The 14,858-nt window shown below is 72.6% G+C and carries 17 protein-coding genes; 12 read left to right on the top strand and 5 right to left on the bottom strand.

The genetic code is table 11. The features are described 5' to 3' along the window. The 5 genes from IE294_RS04540 to IE294_RS04520 all read left to right on the top strand — a co-directional run bounded on the left by IE294_RS04540 (position 1) and on the right by IE294_RS04520 (position 4,541). Complete coding sequence (locus IE294_RS04540; protein WP_189882484.1) at positions 1 to 993, top strand: segregation and condensation protein A; 993 nt, start codon at positions 1 to 3, stop codon at positions 991 to 993. Further along, entirely contained in the window at positions 990 to 1,640 is a 651-nt protein-coding gene (scpB, locus tag IE294_RS04535) for an SMC-Scp complex subunit ScpB (protein ID WP_189814671.1), read from the top strand. Before IE294_RS04540 ends, scpB begins: the two co-directional genes overlap by 4 nt. A 13-nt stretch (positions 1,641 to 1,653) precedes the next feature. Continuing rightward, positions 1,654 to 2,715 carry a pseudouridine synthase gene (locus IE294_RS04530; RefSeq protein ID WP_189882481.1) on the top strand — a complete coding sequence of 354 codons (1,062 nt, stop codon included), beginning with the start codon at positions 1,654 to 1,656 and terminating at the stop codon, positions 2,713 to 2,715. Positions 2,716 to 2,779: 64 nt separating this feature from the next. Further along, positions 2,780 to 3,787, top strand: coding sequence for an ADP-ribosylglycohydrolase family protein (locus IE294_RS04525; protein WP_189882479.1), 1,008 nt, complete (start codon positions 2,780 to 2,782; stop codon positions 3,785 to 3,787). Positions 3,788 to 3,791: 4 nt separating this feature from the next. Then, positions 3,792 to 4,541: a nucleotidyltransferase domain-containing protein gene (locus IE294_RS04520; RefSeq protein ID WP_189882478.1), complete on the top strand. Its 750-nt coding sequence runs from the start codon at positions 3,792 to 3,794 to the stop codon at positions 4,539 to 4,541. Here IE294_RS04520 and IE294_RS04515 read toward each other — a convergent pair. Next, complete coding sequence (locus tag IE294_RS04515) at positions 4,467 to 5,210, bottom strand: nucleotidyltransferase domain-containing protein (RefSeq protein ID WP_189882476.1); 744 nt, start codon at positions 5,208 to 5,210, stop codon at positions 4,467 to 4,469. The genes IE294_RS04520 and IE294_RS04515 overlap by 75 nt on opposite strands. Positions 5,211 to 5,232: 22 nt before the next feature. Beyond that, on the bottom strand, positions 5,233 to 5,691 hold the full coding sequence (locus IE294_RS04510; RefSeq protein ID WP_189882474.1) for a Rieske (2Fe-2S) protein: 459 nt from the start codon (positions 5,689 to 5,691) through the stop codon (positions 5,233 to 5,235). 147 nt (positions 5,692 to 5,838) lie between these two features. Here IE294_RS04510 and aroH point away from each other — a divergent pair, with 147 nt between their 5' ends. The 5 genes from aroH to der all read left to right on the top strand — a co-directional run bounded on the left by aroH (position 5,839) and on the right by der (position 10,290). Then, positions 5,839 to 6,201 carry a chorismate mutase gene (gene aroH, locus IE294_RS04505; protein ID WP_189882472.1) on the top strand — a complete coding sequence of 121 codons (363 nt, stop codon included), beginning with the start codon at positions 5,839 to 5,841 and terminating at the stop codon, positions 6,199 to 6,201. Then, complete coding sequence (locus IE294_RS04500) at positions 6,198 to 7,283, top strand: prephenate dehydrogenase (protein ID WP_189882470.1); 1,086 nt, start codon at positions 6,198 to 6,200, stop codon at positions 7,281 to 7,283. The genes aroH and IE294_RS04500 overlap by 4 nt, the downstream gene beginning before the upstream one ends. A gap of 99 nt (positions 7,284 to 7,382) precedes the next feature. After that, on the top strand, positions 7,383 to 8,078 hold the full coding sequence (gene cmk, locus IE294_RS04495) for a (d)CMP kinase (protein WP_189882468.1): 696 nt from the start codon (positions 7,383 to 7,385) through the stop codon (positions 8,076 to 8,078). After that, entirely contained in the window at positions 8,036 to 8,743 is a 708-nt protein-coding gene (locus IE294_RS04490) for a lysophospholipid acyltransferase family protein (RefSeq protein WP_373315777.1), read from the top strand. The genes cmk and IE294_RS04490 overlap by 43 nt, the downstream gene beginning before the upstream one ends. 65 nt (positions 8,744 to 8,808) lie before the next feature. Beyond that, a complete protein-coding gene (gene der, locus IE294_RS04485) occupies positions 8,809 to 10,290 on the top strand; it encodes a ribosome biogenesis GTPase Der (protein ID WP_189882464.1) in 1,482 nt (493 codons plus the stop codon). A 63-nt stretch (positions 10,291 to 10,353) separates the two neighbouring features. On the opposite strand, the gene IE294_RS04480 is transcribed toward der, so the two are convergent. Next, positions 10,354 to 10,752 (bottom strand): hypothetical protein, encoded by a 399-nt coding sequence (locus tag IE294_RS04480; protein WP_014671814.1) that lies wholly within the window; start codon positions 10,750 to 10,752, stop codon positions 10,354 to 10,356. A gap of 55 nt (positions 10,753 to 10,807) precedes the next feature. Continuing rightward, positions 10,808 to 11,599, bottom strand: a complete 792-nt coding sequence (locus IE294_RS04475) for a DUF8842 C-terminal domain-containing protein (RefSeq protein WP_189882462.1) — start codon at positions 11,597 to 11,599, stop codon at positions 10,808 to 10,810. A gap of 543 nt (positions 11,600 to 12,142) precedes the next feature. Here IE294_RS04475 and IE294_RS04470 point away from each other — a divergent pair. Together IE294_RS04470 and IE294_RS04465 are read left to right on the top strand one after the other, a co-directional pair. Beyond that, positions 12,143 to 12,826, top strand: a complete 684-nt coding sequence (locus IE294_RS04470; RefSeq protein WP_189882460.1) for a LysM peptidoglycan-binding domain-containing protein — start codon at positions 12,143 to 12,145, stop codon at positions 12,824 to 12,826. Between the two features lie 588 nt (positions 12,827 to 13,414). Beyond that, on the top strand, positions 13,415 to 13,630 hold the full coding sequence (locus IE294_RS04465; RefSeq protein WP_014671811.1) for an I78 family peptidase inhibitor: 216 nt from the start codon (positions 13,415 to 13,417) through the stop codon (positions 13,628 to 13,630). A gap of 111 nt (positions 13,631 to 13,741) precedes the next feature. On the opposite strand, the gene IE294_RS04460 is transcribed toward IE294_RS04465, so the two are convergent. Next, positions 13,742 to 14,767: a phosphatase PAP2 family protein gene (locus IE294_RS04460; RefSeq protein WP_189882458.1), complete on the bottom strand. Its 1,026-nt coding sequence runs from the start codon at positions 14,765 to 14,767 to the stop codon at positions 13,742 to 13,744. Positions 14,768 to 14,858: the final 91 nt, after the last annotated feature.

The raw sequence follows: 14,858 nt of genomic DNA, 5'->3' as shown, positions 1-14,858 counted from the left end.
ATGACCTCGAACGGAGCCCCTGCCCCCGGCGTGTCCGCCGGTCGCCGGCGTGCGCTGGGGCGAGGGCCGGGAGCCGCGCCGGACGAGCCGGCCGCCGTACCGGTCGAGGCTTCCGGACCGGAGCTGCCCGAACCCGAACCGGGGCTGCCCGAGCCGGAGCCCGCCGAGTCCGAGCCCGCTTCCGACGGTGTCTTCAAGGTCCGCCTCGCCAACTTCGAGGGCCCCTTCGACCTGCTCCTCCAGCTGATCTCCAAGCACAAGCTGGACGTCACCGAGGTCGCCCTGTCCAAGGTCACCGACGAGTTCATGGCGCACATCCGGGCCATGGGACCCGACTGGGACCTGGACCAGACCACGGAGTTCCTGGTCGTCGCTGCCACGCTGCTCGACCTCAAGGCCGCCCGGCTGCTGCCCGCCGCCGAGGTGGAGGACGAGACCGACCTGGCCCTGCTGGAGGCCCGGGACCTGCTGTTCGCCCGGCTGCTCCAGTACCGCGCCTACAAACAGATCGCCGACATCTTCGACCGGCGGCTCGACGACGAGGCCCGGCGCCACCCCCGTACCGTCGGCCTCGAACCGCAGCACGCCGAGCTGCTGCCCGAGGTCGTCATCAGCATCGGCCCCGAGGGCTTCGCCAGGCTCGCCGTCAAGGCCATGCAGCCCAAGCCCAAGCCGCAGGTCTACGTCGACCACATCCACGCCCCGCTGGTCAGCGTGCAGGAGCAGGCCGGGATCGTGGTCGCCCGGCTGCGCGAGCTGGGCGAGGCGAGCTTCCGGGCGCTGATCGAGGACACCGACGACACGCTCACCGTCGTGGCGCGGTTCCTCGCCCTGCTGGAGCTGTACCGGGAGAAGGCCGTGGCCCTGGAGCAGGAGGCCGCGCTCGGGGAGCTGACCGTGCGCTGGACCGGCGGGGACGCGGACGCGGCGCCCATGGTCACGGACGAGTTCGACCGGCCGCCCGAGCCGCCCAAGGAGGAGAAGAAGCCGTGAGTGAGCAGACCGCCGAGGTCCCGGCCGGGCTGCGGACCGTCGCCGACCTCGACCTCAAGCCCGCCCTGGAGGCGATGCTCATGGTCGTGGACGAGCCCGCGACCGAGGAGCACCTGGCGAAGATCCTGGAGCGGCCCAGGCGGCAGATCGCGGACGCCCTGCGCGAGCTGGCCGACGAGTACACCGTGCAGGGCCGCGGCTTCGAGCTGCGGTTCGTCGCGGGCGGCTGGCGCTTCTACACCCGCGCCGCCTACGCGCCCGCCGTCGAGCGGCTGGTCCTGGACGGCCAGACCGCCCGGCTCACCCAGGCCGCGCTGGAGACCCTCGCGGTCGTCGCCTACCGCCAGCCGGTCAGCCGCAGCCGGGTCTCCGCCGTGCGCGGGGTGAACTGCGACGGCGTGATGCGCACCCTCCTCCAGCGCGGTCTGGTCGAGGAGGCGGGCACGGAACCCGAAACAGGTGCGATCCTGTACAGGACGACGAACTACTTCCTGGAGCGGATGGGCCTGCGCGGCCTGGACGAGCTCCCGGAGCTCGCGCCCTTCCTCCCGGAGGCGGAGGCGATCGAGGCCGAGACCCAGGAGGGAGTCCCGTCGTTCGACCCGGACGCGCCCGACGCGCCCGGCGGTCAGGACGCAGACGACTAAGACGGAAACCTTGATGCGAAGCAGCGGCAGCGGCAAGAGCGGCGGGCGCGGTAACTACCGCGGTGCCGGCAACGACAGGGACCAGAAGCAGGGGCAGGGCCGGCCCCGCAAGCCCCGCCCCGAGGAGCGCCGCTACGACGTGGGCCCGGGGGCCACCAAGGACGGCCCCAAGGCCGGGCGCGGCGGTGCCGCGCGCGGAGGGACCAAGGGCGGCCCGAAGCGGCCCCAGCAGGGCGGCCGTACGGCCCCGTCGCGCTCCCGCGAGTACGAGACGCGGGTCGAGGAGCGCAACCGGGAGCGGTACGCGGACAAGAAGGACGTCAAGCTGCCCAAGACCTTCCCGGGCGCCGAGCAGGAGGGCGAGCGGCTCCAGAAGGTCCTCGCGCGCGCGGGCTACGGCTCCCGGCGGGCCTGCGAGGAGCTGATCGACCAGGCCCGGGTCGAGGTGAACGGCGAGATCGTCACCGAGCAGGGCAAGCGGGTCGACCCGGAGAAGGACGAGGTCAAGGTCGACGGCCTGACGGTCGCGACCCAGTCGTACCAGTTCTTCTCGCTGAACAAGCCCGCGGGCGTGGTCTCCACCATGGAGGACCCGGAGGGCCGGCAGTGCCTCGGTGACTACGTCACCAACCGCGAGACCCGGCTCTTCCACGTCGGCCGGCTGGACACCGAGACCGAGGGCGTCATCCTGCTCACCAACCACGGCGAGCTGGCCCACCGCCTCACGCACCCCAAGTACGGCGTGAAGAAGACCTACCTCGCGCACATCGTCGGCCCGATCCCGCGCGACCTGGGCAAGCGGCTGAAGGACGGCATCCAGCTGGAGGACGGCTACGCGCGCGCGGACCACTTCCGCGTGGTCGAGCAGACCGGCAAGAACTACCTGGTCGAGGTCACCCTGCACGAGGGCCGCAAGCACATCGTGCGCCGCATGCTGGCCGAGGCGGGCTTCCCGGTCGACAAGCTGGTGCGCACCGCCTTCGGCCCGATCACCCTGGGCGACCAGAAGTCGGGCTGGCTGCGCCGCCTGTCCAACACCGAGGTCGGCATGCTGATGAAGGAAGTCGACCTCTAAAGCGCCTTGCCGTGATCACCGTCCCCCTTTATTGTCATGGTGACGATAAAGGGGGACGACGCATATGCCCAAGCAGCCGGCGACCGGAGCACTCCTCGGCCTCGCCCTCGGGGACGCCCTCGGCTTCCCGACCGAGTTCAAGACCGTGCCGCTGATCCTGTCGATGTTCGGGCCCTGGCGGGAGCTGGAGCTGTCCCGGCGCGCCCGAGTCTCCGACGACACCCAGATGACCCTCGCCGTCGGACGCGCGCTCGCCACCGCCATGGAGCGCGGCCCCCTCGCGCCGAAGCGTCTGGAGCGGCCGTTGCGCGAGGAGTTCGTGGACTGGTACCAGTCGCCCGAGAACAACCGGGCCCCGGGCAACACCTGCCTGACCGCGTGCGATCTGCTCGAGACGGAGGGCCGGGCCTGGCAGGACGCCAGCCGGATCGGCTCCAAGGGCTGCGGCGCCAACATGCGGGTCGCCCCGATCGGGCTCGCCCCCGGGCTCAGCGGCGAACAGCGCGCCGGCGCCGCCCAGTTGCAGGCCGCGCTCACCCACGGCCACCCCACCGCGCTGGCCGCCTCCGATCTCACCGCCCACGCCGTCCACCTGCTCGCCCGGGGCACCGACCCGGCCGGACTGGTCGGGCACCTGCGCTCCTACGCCCTGGAGAACCGCACCCGCTACGACCACACCTGGCTCGGCGACCTGTGGACCCGCTCGCAGGACCCCGGACCCGAGCAGTTCATCGCGCGCGGCTGGGACGAGTGCCTGGAGATCCTCGGCCGGCTCCAGGAGGCCGCCCGGACCGTCTCCCCGGAGACCGACCCCTGCCTGGCCACCGGTGAGGGCTGGATCGCCGAGGAGGCCCTCGCGACCGGGCTGCTGTGCTTCCTGCTCTTCCCCGACGAGCCCGTCACCGCCCTGCGCCGGGCCGCCTGCACCGCCGGCGACTCCGACTCCATCGCCTGCCTCACCGGCGCCTTCGCGGGCGCCTGGCTGGGCGCCGGGGCCTGGCCCGCCGACTGGGCGGAGCGGATCGAGTACCGAGGCGACCTGTTGGCCCTGGGAGCGCTCTGGGACGCTTAGGCCCATGATCGACGACCTCGACATAGACCTGGCCCCGGTGGTCGCGGAACAGCCCGACCCACTGCTGTTCGCCACCGTCTCGGGAGCCCACCTGTACGGCTTCCCCTCGCAGGACTCCGACGTGGACCTGCGGGGCGTCCACCTGCTCCCCGCCGCCGACCTCGTCGGACTGCGCGAGCCGGAGGAGACCCGCTCGCGGACCTGGGTCCGGTACGGCGTCGAGCTGGACCTCGTCACCCACGACCTGCGCAAGTTCGCACGGCTGATGCTCCGCCGCAACGGCTATGTGCTGGAGCAGTTGCTCTCGCCCCTGGTCGTGCACACATCCGAGGCCCACCGGGAGCTGGCCGCCCTCGCCCCCGGTGTCCTCACCAGCCACCACGCCCACCACTACCGGGGGTTCGCGGTGACCCAGTGGCGGCTGTTCGAGAAGACCGGCGAACTCAAACCGCTGCTCTACACCTTCCGTGTGCTGCTCACCGGCATCCACCTCCTGCGCAGCGGCGAGGTCCAGGCCCATCTGCCCACGCTGCTGGACGAGGTCGGCGCTCCCGGCTACCTGCCCGAGCTGATCGCCGCCAAGCGGGACCGGGAGCACGGCAAGGCCGACGTCGACCACGCGCGCGTGGAGGCCGACGTGGAGCGGCTGCACACCCTGCTGGACGAGGCGCAGGCCGGCTCAGCCCTGCCCGACGCGGCCGTCGCCCAGGACGCCCTGCACGACCTGGTGGTCCGGCTCCGCCTGGAGGGCTGAGGCCCGGCGCACCCGGTACAGGAACGCGGCCACGCGCGCGTGGTCCGGCTCCGGCGGCAGCGGGCTGCCCCGCAGGGCCTGCTCGGCCTCGGCCGCCAGCCGGACCATCCACGCCTCCGCCTCCGCCCACGGCACCTCGCCGTGCTTCACCGCCAGCAGGCGCTCGCGCCGCTCACCGACGTCGATCACCAGCTCGCCGGTGCGCAGCAGGTCCCGGGCGCTCATCAGCAGGCGCAGCAGGTGCATCGCGTGCTTCCAGCGCGGGGCGCCCGTCGCGCGGATGCCGGCGTCGAGCTTCTTGCGCTGGCCGAGGGCGTACCGCGTGAAGGTGTCGTACGCCTGCCGGGACAGGAAGGCGCCGCGCAGGGACAGCAGCTCGCGGCCGGTGTCGTCCATGTGCTCCACCAGCGGGGAGTGCAGGCACTCCAGGACGTTCGGGTTGCCGCGCAGCGCCAGCTCGCAGAACCGCTCCAGCTCCCAGGAGAACCGCTCCTCGCCCGGCCCCTCGACATGCGTCGGCGGCTTCTCGAACCGCCAGAACAGGGGGGTCGGCGCGAGGAACACCCCGCGCCGGTCGGTGTCGCTGGCGTCCGTGGCCAGACCGAAGGCGCGGGAGCCCATGACACAGGCGTAGACCGTGTGGTCGCGTACGAGGTCGTGCGGCTGCATCCCCGGAGCGTACGCGGCACCCTCAGGTCAGGTGGATGGATTTCCCGTTCACCTTGATCGACCGCTTGGGCAGCGGCTTGGTCGCGGGGCCGTGGGCCACCGAGCCGTCGTCGATGCGGAACCTGCTGCCGTGGCAGGGGCAGTCGATGGTGCCGTCCGCCACCGCGTTCACCGTGCAGCCCTGGTGCGTGCAGATCGCCGAGAAGGCCTTGAAGTCACCCTTCTTCGGCTGGGTGACCACCACCTTCTCCTTCTTGAACACCTTGCCGCCGCCCTCCGGGATGTCACTCGTCCTCGCCAGCGCCTTCCCGTCGGTGGCCGCCTCCTGCGCGCTCGGGGACGACGCCGACGACGCCGCCGACGCCGACGACGCCGACGACGTGGCCTCACCGCCGTTCCCGGCGCCGCACCCCACGCATCCCAGGGCGATCGCACCGGCGCCCGTGGCGAGAACTGTCCGCCGTGTCGCTGGCTGGGTCATGTCAGACCTCCGTACAGAAGTGCATATCGGTGGATACCGGAACTCTCGCATCGTCTCAGCGGGCGAGCGGCGCGCGCCCGTCCCGCGCGGGCTGACTACGCTGGACGGACCAAGAACGGAACACGCATGTCAGCGAGGAGCAGCACCGTGGCGGTACGAGCGGTCCGGGGGGCCGTCCAACTGGAGCGGGACGAGGCCGGTCACATGCAGGAGCGGGTCGGGGCCCTGCTCACCGCCGTCCTGGAGCGGAACGGGCTGACCGCCGACGACCTCATCAGCATCTGGTTCACGGCCACCCCCGACCTGCACAGCGACTTCCCGGCCGCCGCCGCCCGCAAGCACGGCATCGTGGACGTCCCCCTGATCTGCGCGCAGGAACTGGACGTCGAGGGCGCCATGCCCCGCGTCGTGCGCGTCCTCGCGCACATCGAGTCGGACAAGCCCCGCGCCGACATCGCCCACGTCTACCTCGGCGCCGCCGCGGCCCTGCGCAAGGACATCGCCCAGTGAGAACCGCACTCGTCATCGGAACCGGCCTCATCGGCACGTCCGCCGCCCTGGCCCTCACCCAGCGCGGCGTCACCGTCCACCTCGCCGACCACGACCCCGAGCAGGCCCGCACGGCCGCCGCCCTGGGCGCCGGCACCGACCAGGCCCCCGAGGGCCCGGTCGACCTGGCGATCGTGGCCGCTCCGCCCGCCCACGTGGCCCGGATCCTCGCCGACGCCATGCGCCGGGGCGCGGCCCGCGGCTACGTGGACGTCGCCAGCGTCAAGGGCGGCCCCCGCCGCGAGCTGGAGGCACTCGGGCTGGACCTCACCGCGTACATCGGCACGCACCCCATGTCCGGCCGCGAGAAGTCCGGCCCGCTGGCCGCCACCGGCGACCTCTTCGAGGGCCGACCCTGGGTGCTCACCCCGACCCGGGACACCGACACCGAGGTGCTCAACCTCGCCCTGGAGCTGGTCTCGCACTGCCGGGCCGTACCGGTCGTGATGGACGCCGACGCCCACGACCGCGCGGTGGCCCTCGTCTCCCACATGCCCCACCTGGTGTCCAACTTGGTCGCCGCGCGCCTGGAGCACGCCGAGGAGGCCGCCGTGCGGCTGTGCGGGCAGGGCATCCGGGACGTGACCCGGATCGCCGCCTCCGAGCCGCGCATGTGGATCGACATCCTGTCCGCCAACCCGGGACCGGTCGCCGACCTGCTCTCCGACGTCGCCGCCGACCTGGACGAGACGGTCCGGGCGCTGCGCGCCCTGCAATCCTCCGACGAGGCCAAGCGCGGCGAGGGCGTCGCCGGGATCGAGGACGTGCTGCGCCGCGGGAACGCCGGCCAGGTGCGGGTACCCGGCAAGCACGGCAGCGCCCCGCGCGCGTACGAGACCGTCGTCGTCCTCATCGACGACCAGCCCGGCCAGCTGGCCCGCATCTTCGCCGACGCGGACCGGGCCGGGGTCAACATCGAGGACGTCCGGATCGAGCACGCGACCGGGCAGCAGGCCGGTCTGGTCCAGCTGAGCGTCGAACCGAAGGCGGTGCCGGTGCTGGAGGAGGCACTGCGCGAGCGGGGCTGGGCGCTGCGCCGGTAACACCCGGTGAGGGCGCCTCCCGCGAGCCAGTAACCTTGTGCGGGGCGCCCTCGCGTCCCGGACCCCGCTCACCACCCTTCACCAGGAAGGTGCCCTCCCGTGGAAAACGGCGCCGCCCCGACCGCCAAGCCCGTGATCGTCGCTATCGACGGTCCCTCTGGCACGGGCAAGTCGAGCACGTCGAAGGCCGTGGCCGCACAGCTCGGCCTCAGCTACCTGGACACCGGTGCCCAGTACCGGGCGATCACCTGGTGGATGGTGACCAACGGCATCGACCTGGAGGACCCGACCGCCATCGCGGCCGTCGCCGGCAAGCCCGAGATCGTCTCCGGCACCGACCCGGCCGCCCCGACCATCACGGTCGACGGCGTCGACGTGGCCGGCCCGATCCGCACCCAGGAGGTCACCTCCAAGGTCAGCGCGGTCAGCGCGGTGCCCGAGGTGCGCGCCCGGATCACCGAGTTGCAGCGCTCCCTGGCCGCCGGCGCGGACGAGGGCATCGTGGTCGAGGGCCGGGACATCGGTACGACCGTCCTGCCGGACGCCGACCTGAAGGTCTTCCTCACCGCCTCCCCGGAGGCCCGCGCGGCCCGCCGCAGCGGCGAGCTGAAGGGCGCCGACGTCCACGCCACCCGCGAGGCCCTGATCAAGCGGGACGCGGCCGACTCCGGCCGCAAGACCTCGCCGCTCGCCAAGGCCGACGACGCGGTCGAGGTGGACACCACCGAGCTCACCCTCGCCCAGGTCATCGAGTGCGTCGTCACCCTGGTCGAGGAGAAGCGGGCCGGGAAGTGAGCCGTCCGCCGGTCGCGTCGGAGCGGGGCGCCGAGATCGGGCGGCGCATCGGCGTCGGCCTGATGTACGGGCTGTGGCGGCCACGCGTGCTCGGCGCCTGGAAGGTGCCGGCCACCGGCCCGGTGATCCTCGCGGTGAACCACTCCCACAACATCGACGGCCCGATGGTCATGGGCGTGGCACCCCGGCCGACGCACTTCCTGATCAAGAAGGAAGCCTTCACCGGCCCGCTGGACCCCTTCCTGACCGGCATCGGCCAGCTGAAGGTGGACCGCGCCGCCGCCGACCGCACCGCGATAGGCCAGGCCCTCGACGTGCTGGCCGCCGGGGGAGTGCTGGGCATCTTCCCGGAGGGCACCCGGGGCGAGGGCGACTTCGCCTCGCTGCGCGCCGGGCTGGCCTACTTCGCGGTCCGCAGCGGGGCGCCGATCGTCCCCGTGGCCGTCCTGGGAAGCGCGGAGCGGCCCGGCCGGTTGATGAAGGCGCTGCCGCCGCTGCGCTCCCGCGTCGACGTCGTCTTCGGCGACCCGTTCGAGGCGGGCGACGGCAGCGGGCGGCGTACGCGCAAGGCGCTGGACGAGGCGACCGAGCGCATCCGCAAGCAGCTCACCAGCCACCTGGAAAACGCCAGGCGCCTGACCGGGCGCCGGGCGACACTTGAGTAGTGGATCAGCCCCCGCGGGGGCTCGTTCCACCGATCACCACGAATGAACGACGAGGTACGGACTTCATGAACGACGACATCCAGCCCGACGGCTCGGCCGAGCACGAGTACGAGCACGGGGCTCTCGGCGACGCCGAGTACGCGGAGTTCATGGAGCTCGCCGCGGAAGAGGGCTTCGACATCGAGGACGTCGAGGGCGCCATCGAGGCGGCGGGCCACGGCCCGCTGCCCGTGCTCGCCGTCGTCGGCCGCCCCAATGTCGGCAAGTCGACACTGGTGAACCGGATGATCGGCCGCCGTGAGGCGGTCGTGGAGGACCGGCCGGGCGTCACCCGCGACCGCGTCACCTACGAGGCCGAATGGGCCGGCCGCCGCTTCAAGGTCGTCGACACCGGTGGCTGGGAGCAGGACGTCCTCGGCATCGACGCCTCCGTGGCCGCCCAGGCCGAGTACGCGATCGAGGCGGCCGACGCGGTGGTCTTCGTGGTCGACGCCAAGGTCGGCGCGACCGACACCGACGAGGCGGTCGTCCGGCTGCTGCGCAAGGCCGGCAAGCCGGTCGTGCTGTGCGCCAACAAGGTCGACGGCCCGAGCGGCGAGGCCGACGCGGCCTACCTGTGGAACCTGGGCCTCGGCGAGCCCCACCCGGTCTCGGCCCTGCACGGCCGCGGCACGGGCGACATGCTCGACGCCGTCCTGGAGGTCCTGCCGGACGCCCCCGAGCAGTCCTTCGGCACCGCGATCGGCGGCCCCCGCCGCGTGGCCCTGATCGGCCGCCCGAACGTCGGCAAGTCCTCGCTGCTGAACAAGGTGGCCGGCGAGGAGCGCGTCGTCGTCAACGAGCTGGCGGGCACCACCCGCGACCCGGTGGACGAGATCATCGAACTCGGCGGCAAGACGTGGAAGTTCGTGGACACCGCCGGCATCCGCAAGCGTGTCCACCTCCAGCAGGGCGCCGACTACTACGCCTCGCTGCGCACGGCCGCCGCCGTGGAGAAGGCCGAGGTCGCCGTCGTGCTGATCGACGCCTCCGAGTCCATCTCCGTGCAGGACCAGCGGATCATCAGCATGGCCGTCGAGGCGGGCCGCTCGATGGTCATCGCCTTCAACAAGTGGGACACGCTGGACGAGGAGCGCCGCTACTACCTGGAGCGGGAGATCGAGACCGAGCTGGGCCAGGTCGCCTGGGCGCCCCGGGTCAACGTCTCGGCGCGCACCGGCCGGCACATGGAGAAGCTGGTCCCGGCGATCGAGACGGCGCTGGCCGGCTGGGAGACGCGCGTCCCCACGGGCCGGCTGAACGCCTTCCTCGGCGAGCTGGTCTCGGCCCACCCGCACCCCGTCCGGGGCGGCAAGCAGCCGCGCATCCTGTTCGGCACCCAGGCCGGCACCAAGCCCCCGCGGTTCGTGCTCTTCGCCTCCGGCTTCATCGAGGCGGGCTACCGGCGCTTCATCGAGCGCCGCCTGCGCGAGGAGTTCGGCTTCGAGGGCACCCCGATCCACATCTCGGTGCGGGTGCGCGAGAAGCGTGGTGCGAAGAAGAAGTAACGGCGGTACGACGAGGAGGGCGGTCCCGGTGTTCCGGGGCCGCCCTCCTCGTCCGTGTGCCCGTCACGCACTCCGGCGCGGCCCCGGCGGCAGGGCGGCCGCGGCCGGCACGTGCTGCATCCCCGTCTCGTGCTGCCGGCCCAGCGTGCCGACCCGCTGCCACTGCGACTGCTGCCGGGCGCTGTAGGCCCCCGCGCTGTAGGCGCTGTAGGAGCTGCTGAACGACCCCGCCCGGTGCCCGCCGTACGTACCCGTGCCGTCAGGGAAGTCCCCGAAGGCGCTGAACCCCAGTTCCTCCTCACCGCTGCGGTCCCCCGGCAGTGTGCGGAAGGTCCTGACCCACTCCGCGTAGAGCGAGTCGTAGATCGGCGTGGCCGAGGACCCGCCGGACGGCTCGTGTGCCGCCCGGGCGGACGGCACGGAGGAGAAGGACCGGCGGGGAGGAGTGTCGTATGCGTGCACGTATGTCCAAACGACCGTAACCGGAAAGAGATGCGGCCGGACGGCTCACCGGGGCTCAGGTGCCCGCGAGGGGAAGTGCCGCGGCGACCAGCCTGCCGCACGCGGCGGCCTTGTCCAGCGCGTCCCGCAGCAGGTCCTCCCGGGGCTGACGCCCGATGGACCCGACCGGCGCGGCGAACATCAGCACCTGCTGGTGCTTGTTCGCGGCGGCCCGCCAGCTGTCGGTCACCTGGAGCGGCTGGTGCGCCTGCCACCAGGCCACCGGCTGCCCGCCGGCCGCCGACGGCTGAAGCACCGCGTGCAGCTGGCCCACGGCCAGCAGGACCGACCAGCCGTGCAGCACCGGAGGGACGGACGCCAGCTCGGCCACCGGCATGAAGCCCTGCTCGATGAGCAGCGGCAGGAAGTCGTCGCCCGTCCCGGTGGTGCCCGGACGGACGATCGGTGAGGTCGGCTCGACGACGAGCGCGGGGTGCAGTTCCCCGTCGACCAGGACGAGCCCGCTGGTCACGCCGAGCACCGCCTGCTCGGGCACGGAGGTGCGCGGCTCACCGCCGGCCGGGTCGCCGCCGACGGCGCCGATGGAGCGGACGGCGCCCTGGAGTTGTTCCTCCGTCACCTGGACGACCTGCGAGGGCAGACAGCTGGCGTGGGCGAAGGCGAGGACGGCGGTCTCGTCGCCGACGAACAGAACGGTGCTGGTGCGCTCCTGCTCGGAGTCGCCCGGGGTGCGACAGGACGTGCAGTCGTAACTGCCCGGGGCGTTCTCTCCGGCGAGCAGCCGGTCGGCTTCTTCGTCGCCGATCTCGGCGCGTACGGCGTCGCTGACGTCGAGCATGCGCGGCACGGGTGGCTCCCTCGGGATGCGGTGCTGGGTCGGCCGGGTGGCTCCCGGCCGATGAGCCCCGGGGTTCCGGGCTCATGAAGAAGACAACGGGCGTCCTGTGGTGGTGGTCACGCCCCGGGGACGACTGGTTCGCACCTTCCCGCGCATACGGTCACCTGGGGTGCGGAATCGAACACTCACTGTCAACTCCATTCGCCGTCAAGGAACTTGACGAGGTGAAGTGGGTCACAGCGAGCGTCGGTCGATGGTCGACAAATCAGGAAATCAACGCATGTAGTGGGTGGCCGAAAATCGCCGATACCCGAGGTAACACGCAAGTGGCCTGGAACGACGGCGAGTTGGTTGATTCCCGGCGCTCACCCTCCTTACATTCCTCCGCCGTGTGCAACGAGCACCGCTCGGGTACGTCCGCCGACCGGCACCAGGCAGCGCAGGATCGCCGACACCGGTCACGGCGGGCGGGGCGGGCGCGAGGAACCGCGGTCCTACGCGGTGAGCCGCGCTCCGCCTTGGGGGAGCCCGGGTTCGTGGAGAGGGAACTACATGTCCGAGTGTGCCGATACCACCCGCAACACCACCCGTCCCGACGGCGCCCGCAAGGGCCGCACGACGGCCGCGCTCGCCGGAGCCGCCCTGCTGGCCCCGCTGGGGCTGCTGGCCGCGACCGGCAACGCCGCCGCGGCGGACAACGGGGTGTGGGACCGCATCGCCCAGTGCGAGAGCGGCGGCAACTGGCACATCAACACCGGCAACGGCTACTACGGCGGGCTCCAGTTCTCCGCCGGCACCTGGCGCGCGTACGGCGGCACCGCCTACGCCCCGACGGCCGACCAGGCCTCCAGAAGCGCGCAGATCGCCGTCGCCACCAGGGTCCAGCAGGCCCAGGGCTGGGGCGCCTGGCCGGTCTGCTCGGGCCGGGCCGGGGCCTTTGGCGCCGCCCCGGCGGCGGCCCGCACCGGCTCCTCCGGTACGGCGAACCGCACCAGCGGCGCGACGACGAAGTCCGCCCCCACCCGGTCCACCCCGGCGAAGGCGCCGGAACGCCCCGCGGCCACCCCGCACCATGGTGCCCCGCACGGCGGCGACTACACCGTCCGCCAGGGCGACACCTTGAGCACCATCGCGGCCCGGCACGGCACCACCTGGCAGCGGATCTACGCCGCGAACAAGGCCGTCATCGGCGACGACCCGAACCTGATCGTGCCCGGGCAGCGCCTCGCGCTCTGAGCCCGGCCCGCAGGCGGAGAGCCGCTGCCCCACCGGGGGCAGCGGCTCTCCGCGTCCCCGGGCGGACTCGGGCCCGGGTGGGAGACCGCGGCACGCCTGTCGCGCCTGCTCCCGCTGCTCCGGGCGCACCGCGAATGGTCGGCCGGTGCCGGGGCCGGCCCGGGGGACTTCAGCCCGCGGCACGCGCACCCGCGAGCCGCCGTCCTGGGACTCTCCGGGCGTGTGCTCCGGCAGGGGGGCCGGTGATTGTGTGCTGAATCCGTGAATTTCCTACGTGGCGTCAGCCGCCGCCGGGCCGCTGCGGATTGCGCGGACAATCGCGGCCCCGGGCCGCCCGGATCCCCACTGCGGCACTTTCCGCCGGGTAATTCGGAGCGCCCCTCCGACACGCGTGAATTCTGTTCGATTACCCCGGCGGGCCGAACGGAAACCCCCGTTCGTGTGACACTCGCCGTGGCTGACGATGATGTGACCGTGGCCGAAACGGGATCGCGGGGGCTGTGACAGAAGTGTGACGGGAACCGGATACGGCCCTTACCCGTCTGTGCCCGGCTTCCGTCACCGCCGGTTGCGGCCTAGCGTGGCCGCATGGCACCGATTCCCACTCCGTCAGCGGAGCCCCAGGACAGCCCGGACGGGTACGTCGGCCTCGACGCGGCGCACGCCGAACGGCTCGCGCGGCAGCGCGGCTGGTCGACGGTGCGGTCGCTGCCGCCGGGCGCGATCATCACCATGGAGTACCGGGCCGGACGGCTGAACTTCGAGGTACGGGACGGCCGGGTGGCCCGCGCCTGGAAGGGCTGACCGCCCGTTCCCGAGGTGGATACGCGCAAGGCCCCGCTCCGGAACAGGAGCGGGGCCTTCGTCGCGGCGTGGGGCGGTGGTGCGTACCGGACCCCGTGCCGGCGTGGGCCGTCAGCCGCCGGTCAGCGGCCGGGCCGGCTGGGACGTGCCGCGCGGGAGGCGGTCGGCGTGCGGCGGGCGGCGGCTGCCCGCCGGGGTGACCGGGGTGCGTTCCGAACGGGCCGTGTGCGGTCCGGGCGCGAGGTGCGCCAGGCCCCGCGAGGACCGGGTGGAGGCCGCCGGCTCGCGGGCCGGCGTCGGCTGTTCGGCCGGCAGGTTGCGCGGCCCCAGCAGCACCGGCGTGACCGGCACGGCCGGTTCGGGCGCCGGCAGGCCGCGGCGGGCGCGCAGGCGGTCGCGCAGGTCGAAGAGCGACAGCTCGGCCTTGGCGATCAACGGCTCGAACCAGGGCAGGGCGAGCAGGATCAGCAGACCGGCGGCCCAGCCCAGCAGCACGTCGCTCAGCCAGTGCGTACCGAGGTAGACGGTGGTGAGGCCGACGCCGAGCGAGGTGACCGCGGAGAGGGCCGACAGCCAGCGGCGCGCCGTCGGAGTGGAGGCCAGATACGCCAGGATTCCCCAGGTCACCACCGCGTTGGCGGTGTGGCCGCTGGGGAATATATCGCCGCCCAGGCCCATCTCGTTCGAGCCGATCGCGGTCGCGTAGTGCGGACCGAGCCGCCCCATGCCGAGCTTGGCGGCGCCGACCGTGATGTTCAGCAGGAGCAGCGAGGTGGCCAGGGTGAGCAGCGGGCGGAGGGTGTGCTGCCGCCAGGAGCGCCAGCCGAGCCAGGCCGCGACCATCACGGCGGTGGGGCCGCGCTGGCCCAGCACCACGTAGTAGTCGAGGAACGCGTGGATCTCGGGCCACTGCTGGTACGGCCGGAAGAACATGACCTGCCAGTCCAGCCGGACCAGCCAGGAGGTCGTCACCACGGCCCACACGATCGCCAGGTAGAAAGCCAGGGTCGCGGAGAACAGAACGACCCGGTGCCGGCTCATCCTCGGCACATCGATGTGGGCCGGTCGTTCCGGCTCACGGTCCAGCCTGGCGAACACCCGGTCCAGACGCCGGGTGAGGTTTCGTTCGGTACGCACCCAATCGACGTTACAGCGAGTGAGCGGTGTTCCCGGTCGAAACAGCGTCTTTGTGATGACGATGTGATGTGGGAAACCTCTCAAGGGCGGG

It is taken from the genome of Streptomyces canarius (assembly GCF_014650735.1).
In the GTDB taxonomy this organism is placed as follows: domain Bacteria; phylum Actinomycetota; class Actinomycetes; order Streptomycetales; family Streptomycetaceae; genus Streptomyces; species Streptomyces olivaceoviridis.
The sequence above is the reverse complement of the archived record's forward strand: the minus strand, read 5'-3'. Positions and strand labels throughout refer to the sequence as shown.

Excerpts from the sequence above, each read along its gene's own strand:
- der (WP_189882464.1), top strand. The coding sequence starts at position 8,809 with ATGAACGACGACATCCAGCCCGACGGCTCGGCCGAGCACGAGTACGAG.
- IE294_RS04465 (WP_014671811.1), top strand. The coding sequence starts at position 13,415 with ATGGCACCGATTCCCACTCCGTCAGCGGAGCCCCAGGACAGCCCGGAC.
- IE294_RS04530 (WP_189882481.1), top strand. The coding sequence starts at position 1,654 with ATGCGAAGCAGCGGCAGCGGCAAGAGCGGCGGGCGCGGTAACTACCGC.
- IE294_RS04510 (WP_189882474.1), bottom strand. The coding sequence starts at position 5,691 with ATGACCCAGCCAGCGACACGGCGGACAGTTCTCGCCACGGGCGCCGGT.
- IE294_RS04470 (WP_189882460.1), top strand. The coding sequence starts at position 12,143 with ATGTCCGAGTGTGCCGATACCACCCGCAACACCACCCGTCCCGACGGC.
- IE294_RS04515 (WP_189882476.1), bottom strand. The coding sequence starts at position 5,210 with ATGCAGCCGCACGACCTCGTACGCGACCACACGGTCTACGCCTGTGTC.
- IE294_RS04540 (WP_189882484.1), top strand. The coding sequence starts at position 1 with ATGACCTCGAACGGAGCCCCTGCCCCCGGCGTGTCCGCCGGTCGCCGG.
- IE294_RS04525 (WP_189882479.1), top strand. The coding sequence starts at position 2,780 with ATGCCCAAGCAGCCGGCGACCGGAGCACTCCTCGGCCTCGCCCTCGGG.
- IE294_RS04520 (WP_189882478.1), top strand. The coding sequence starts at position 3,792 with ATGATCGACGACCTCGACATAGACCTGGCCCCGGTGGTCGCGGAACAG.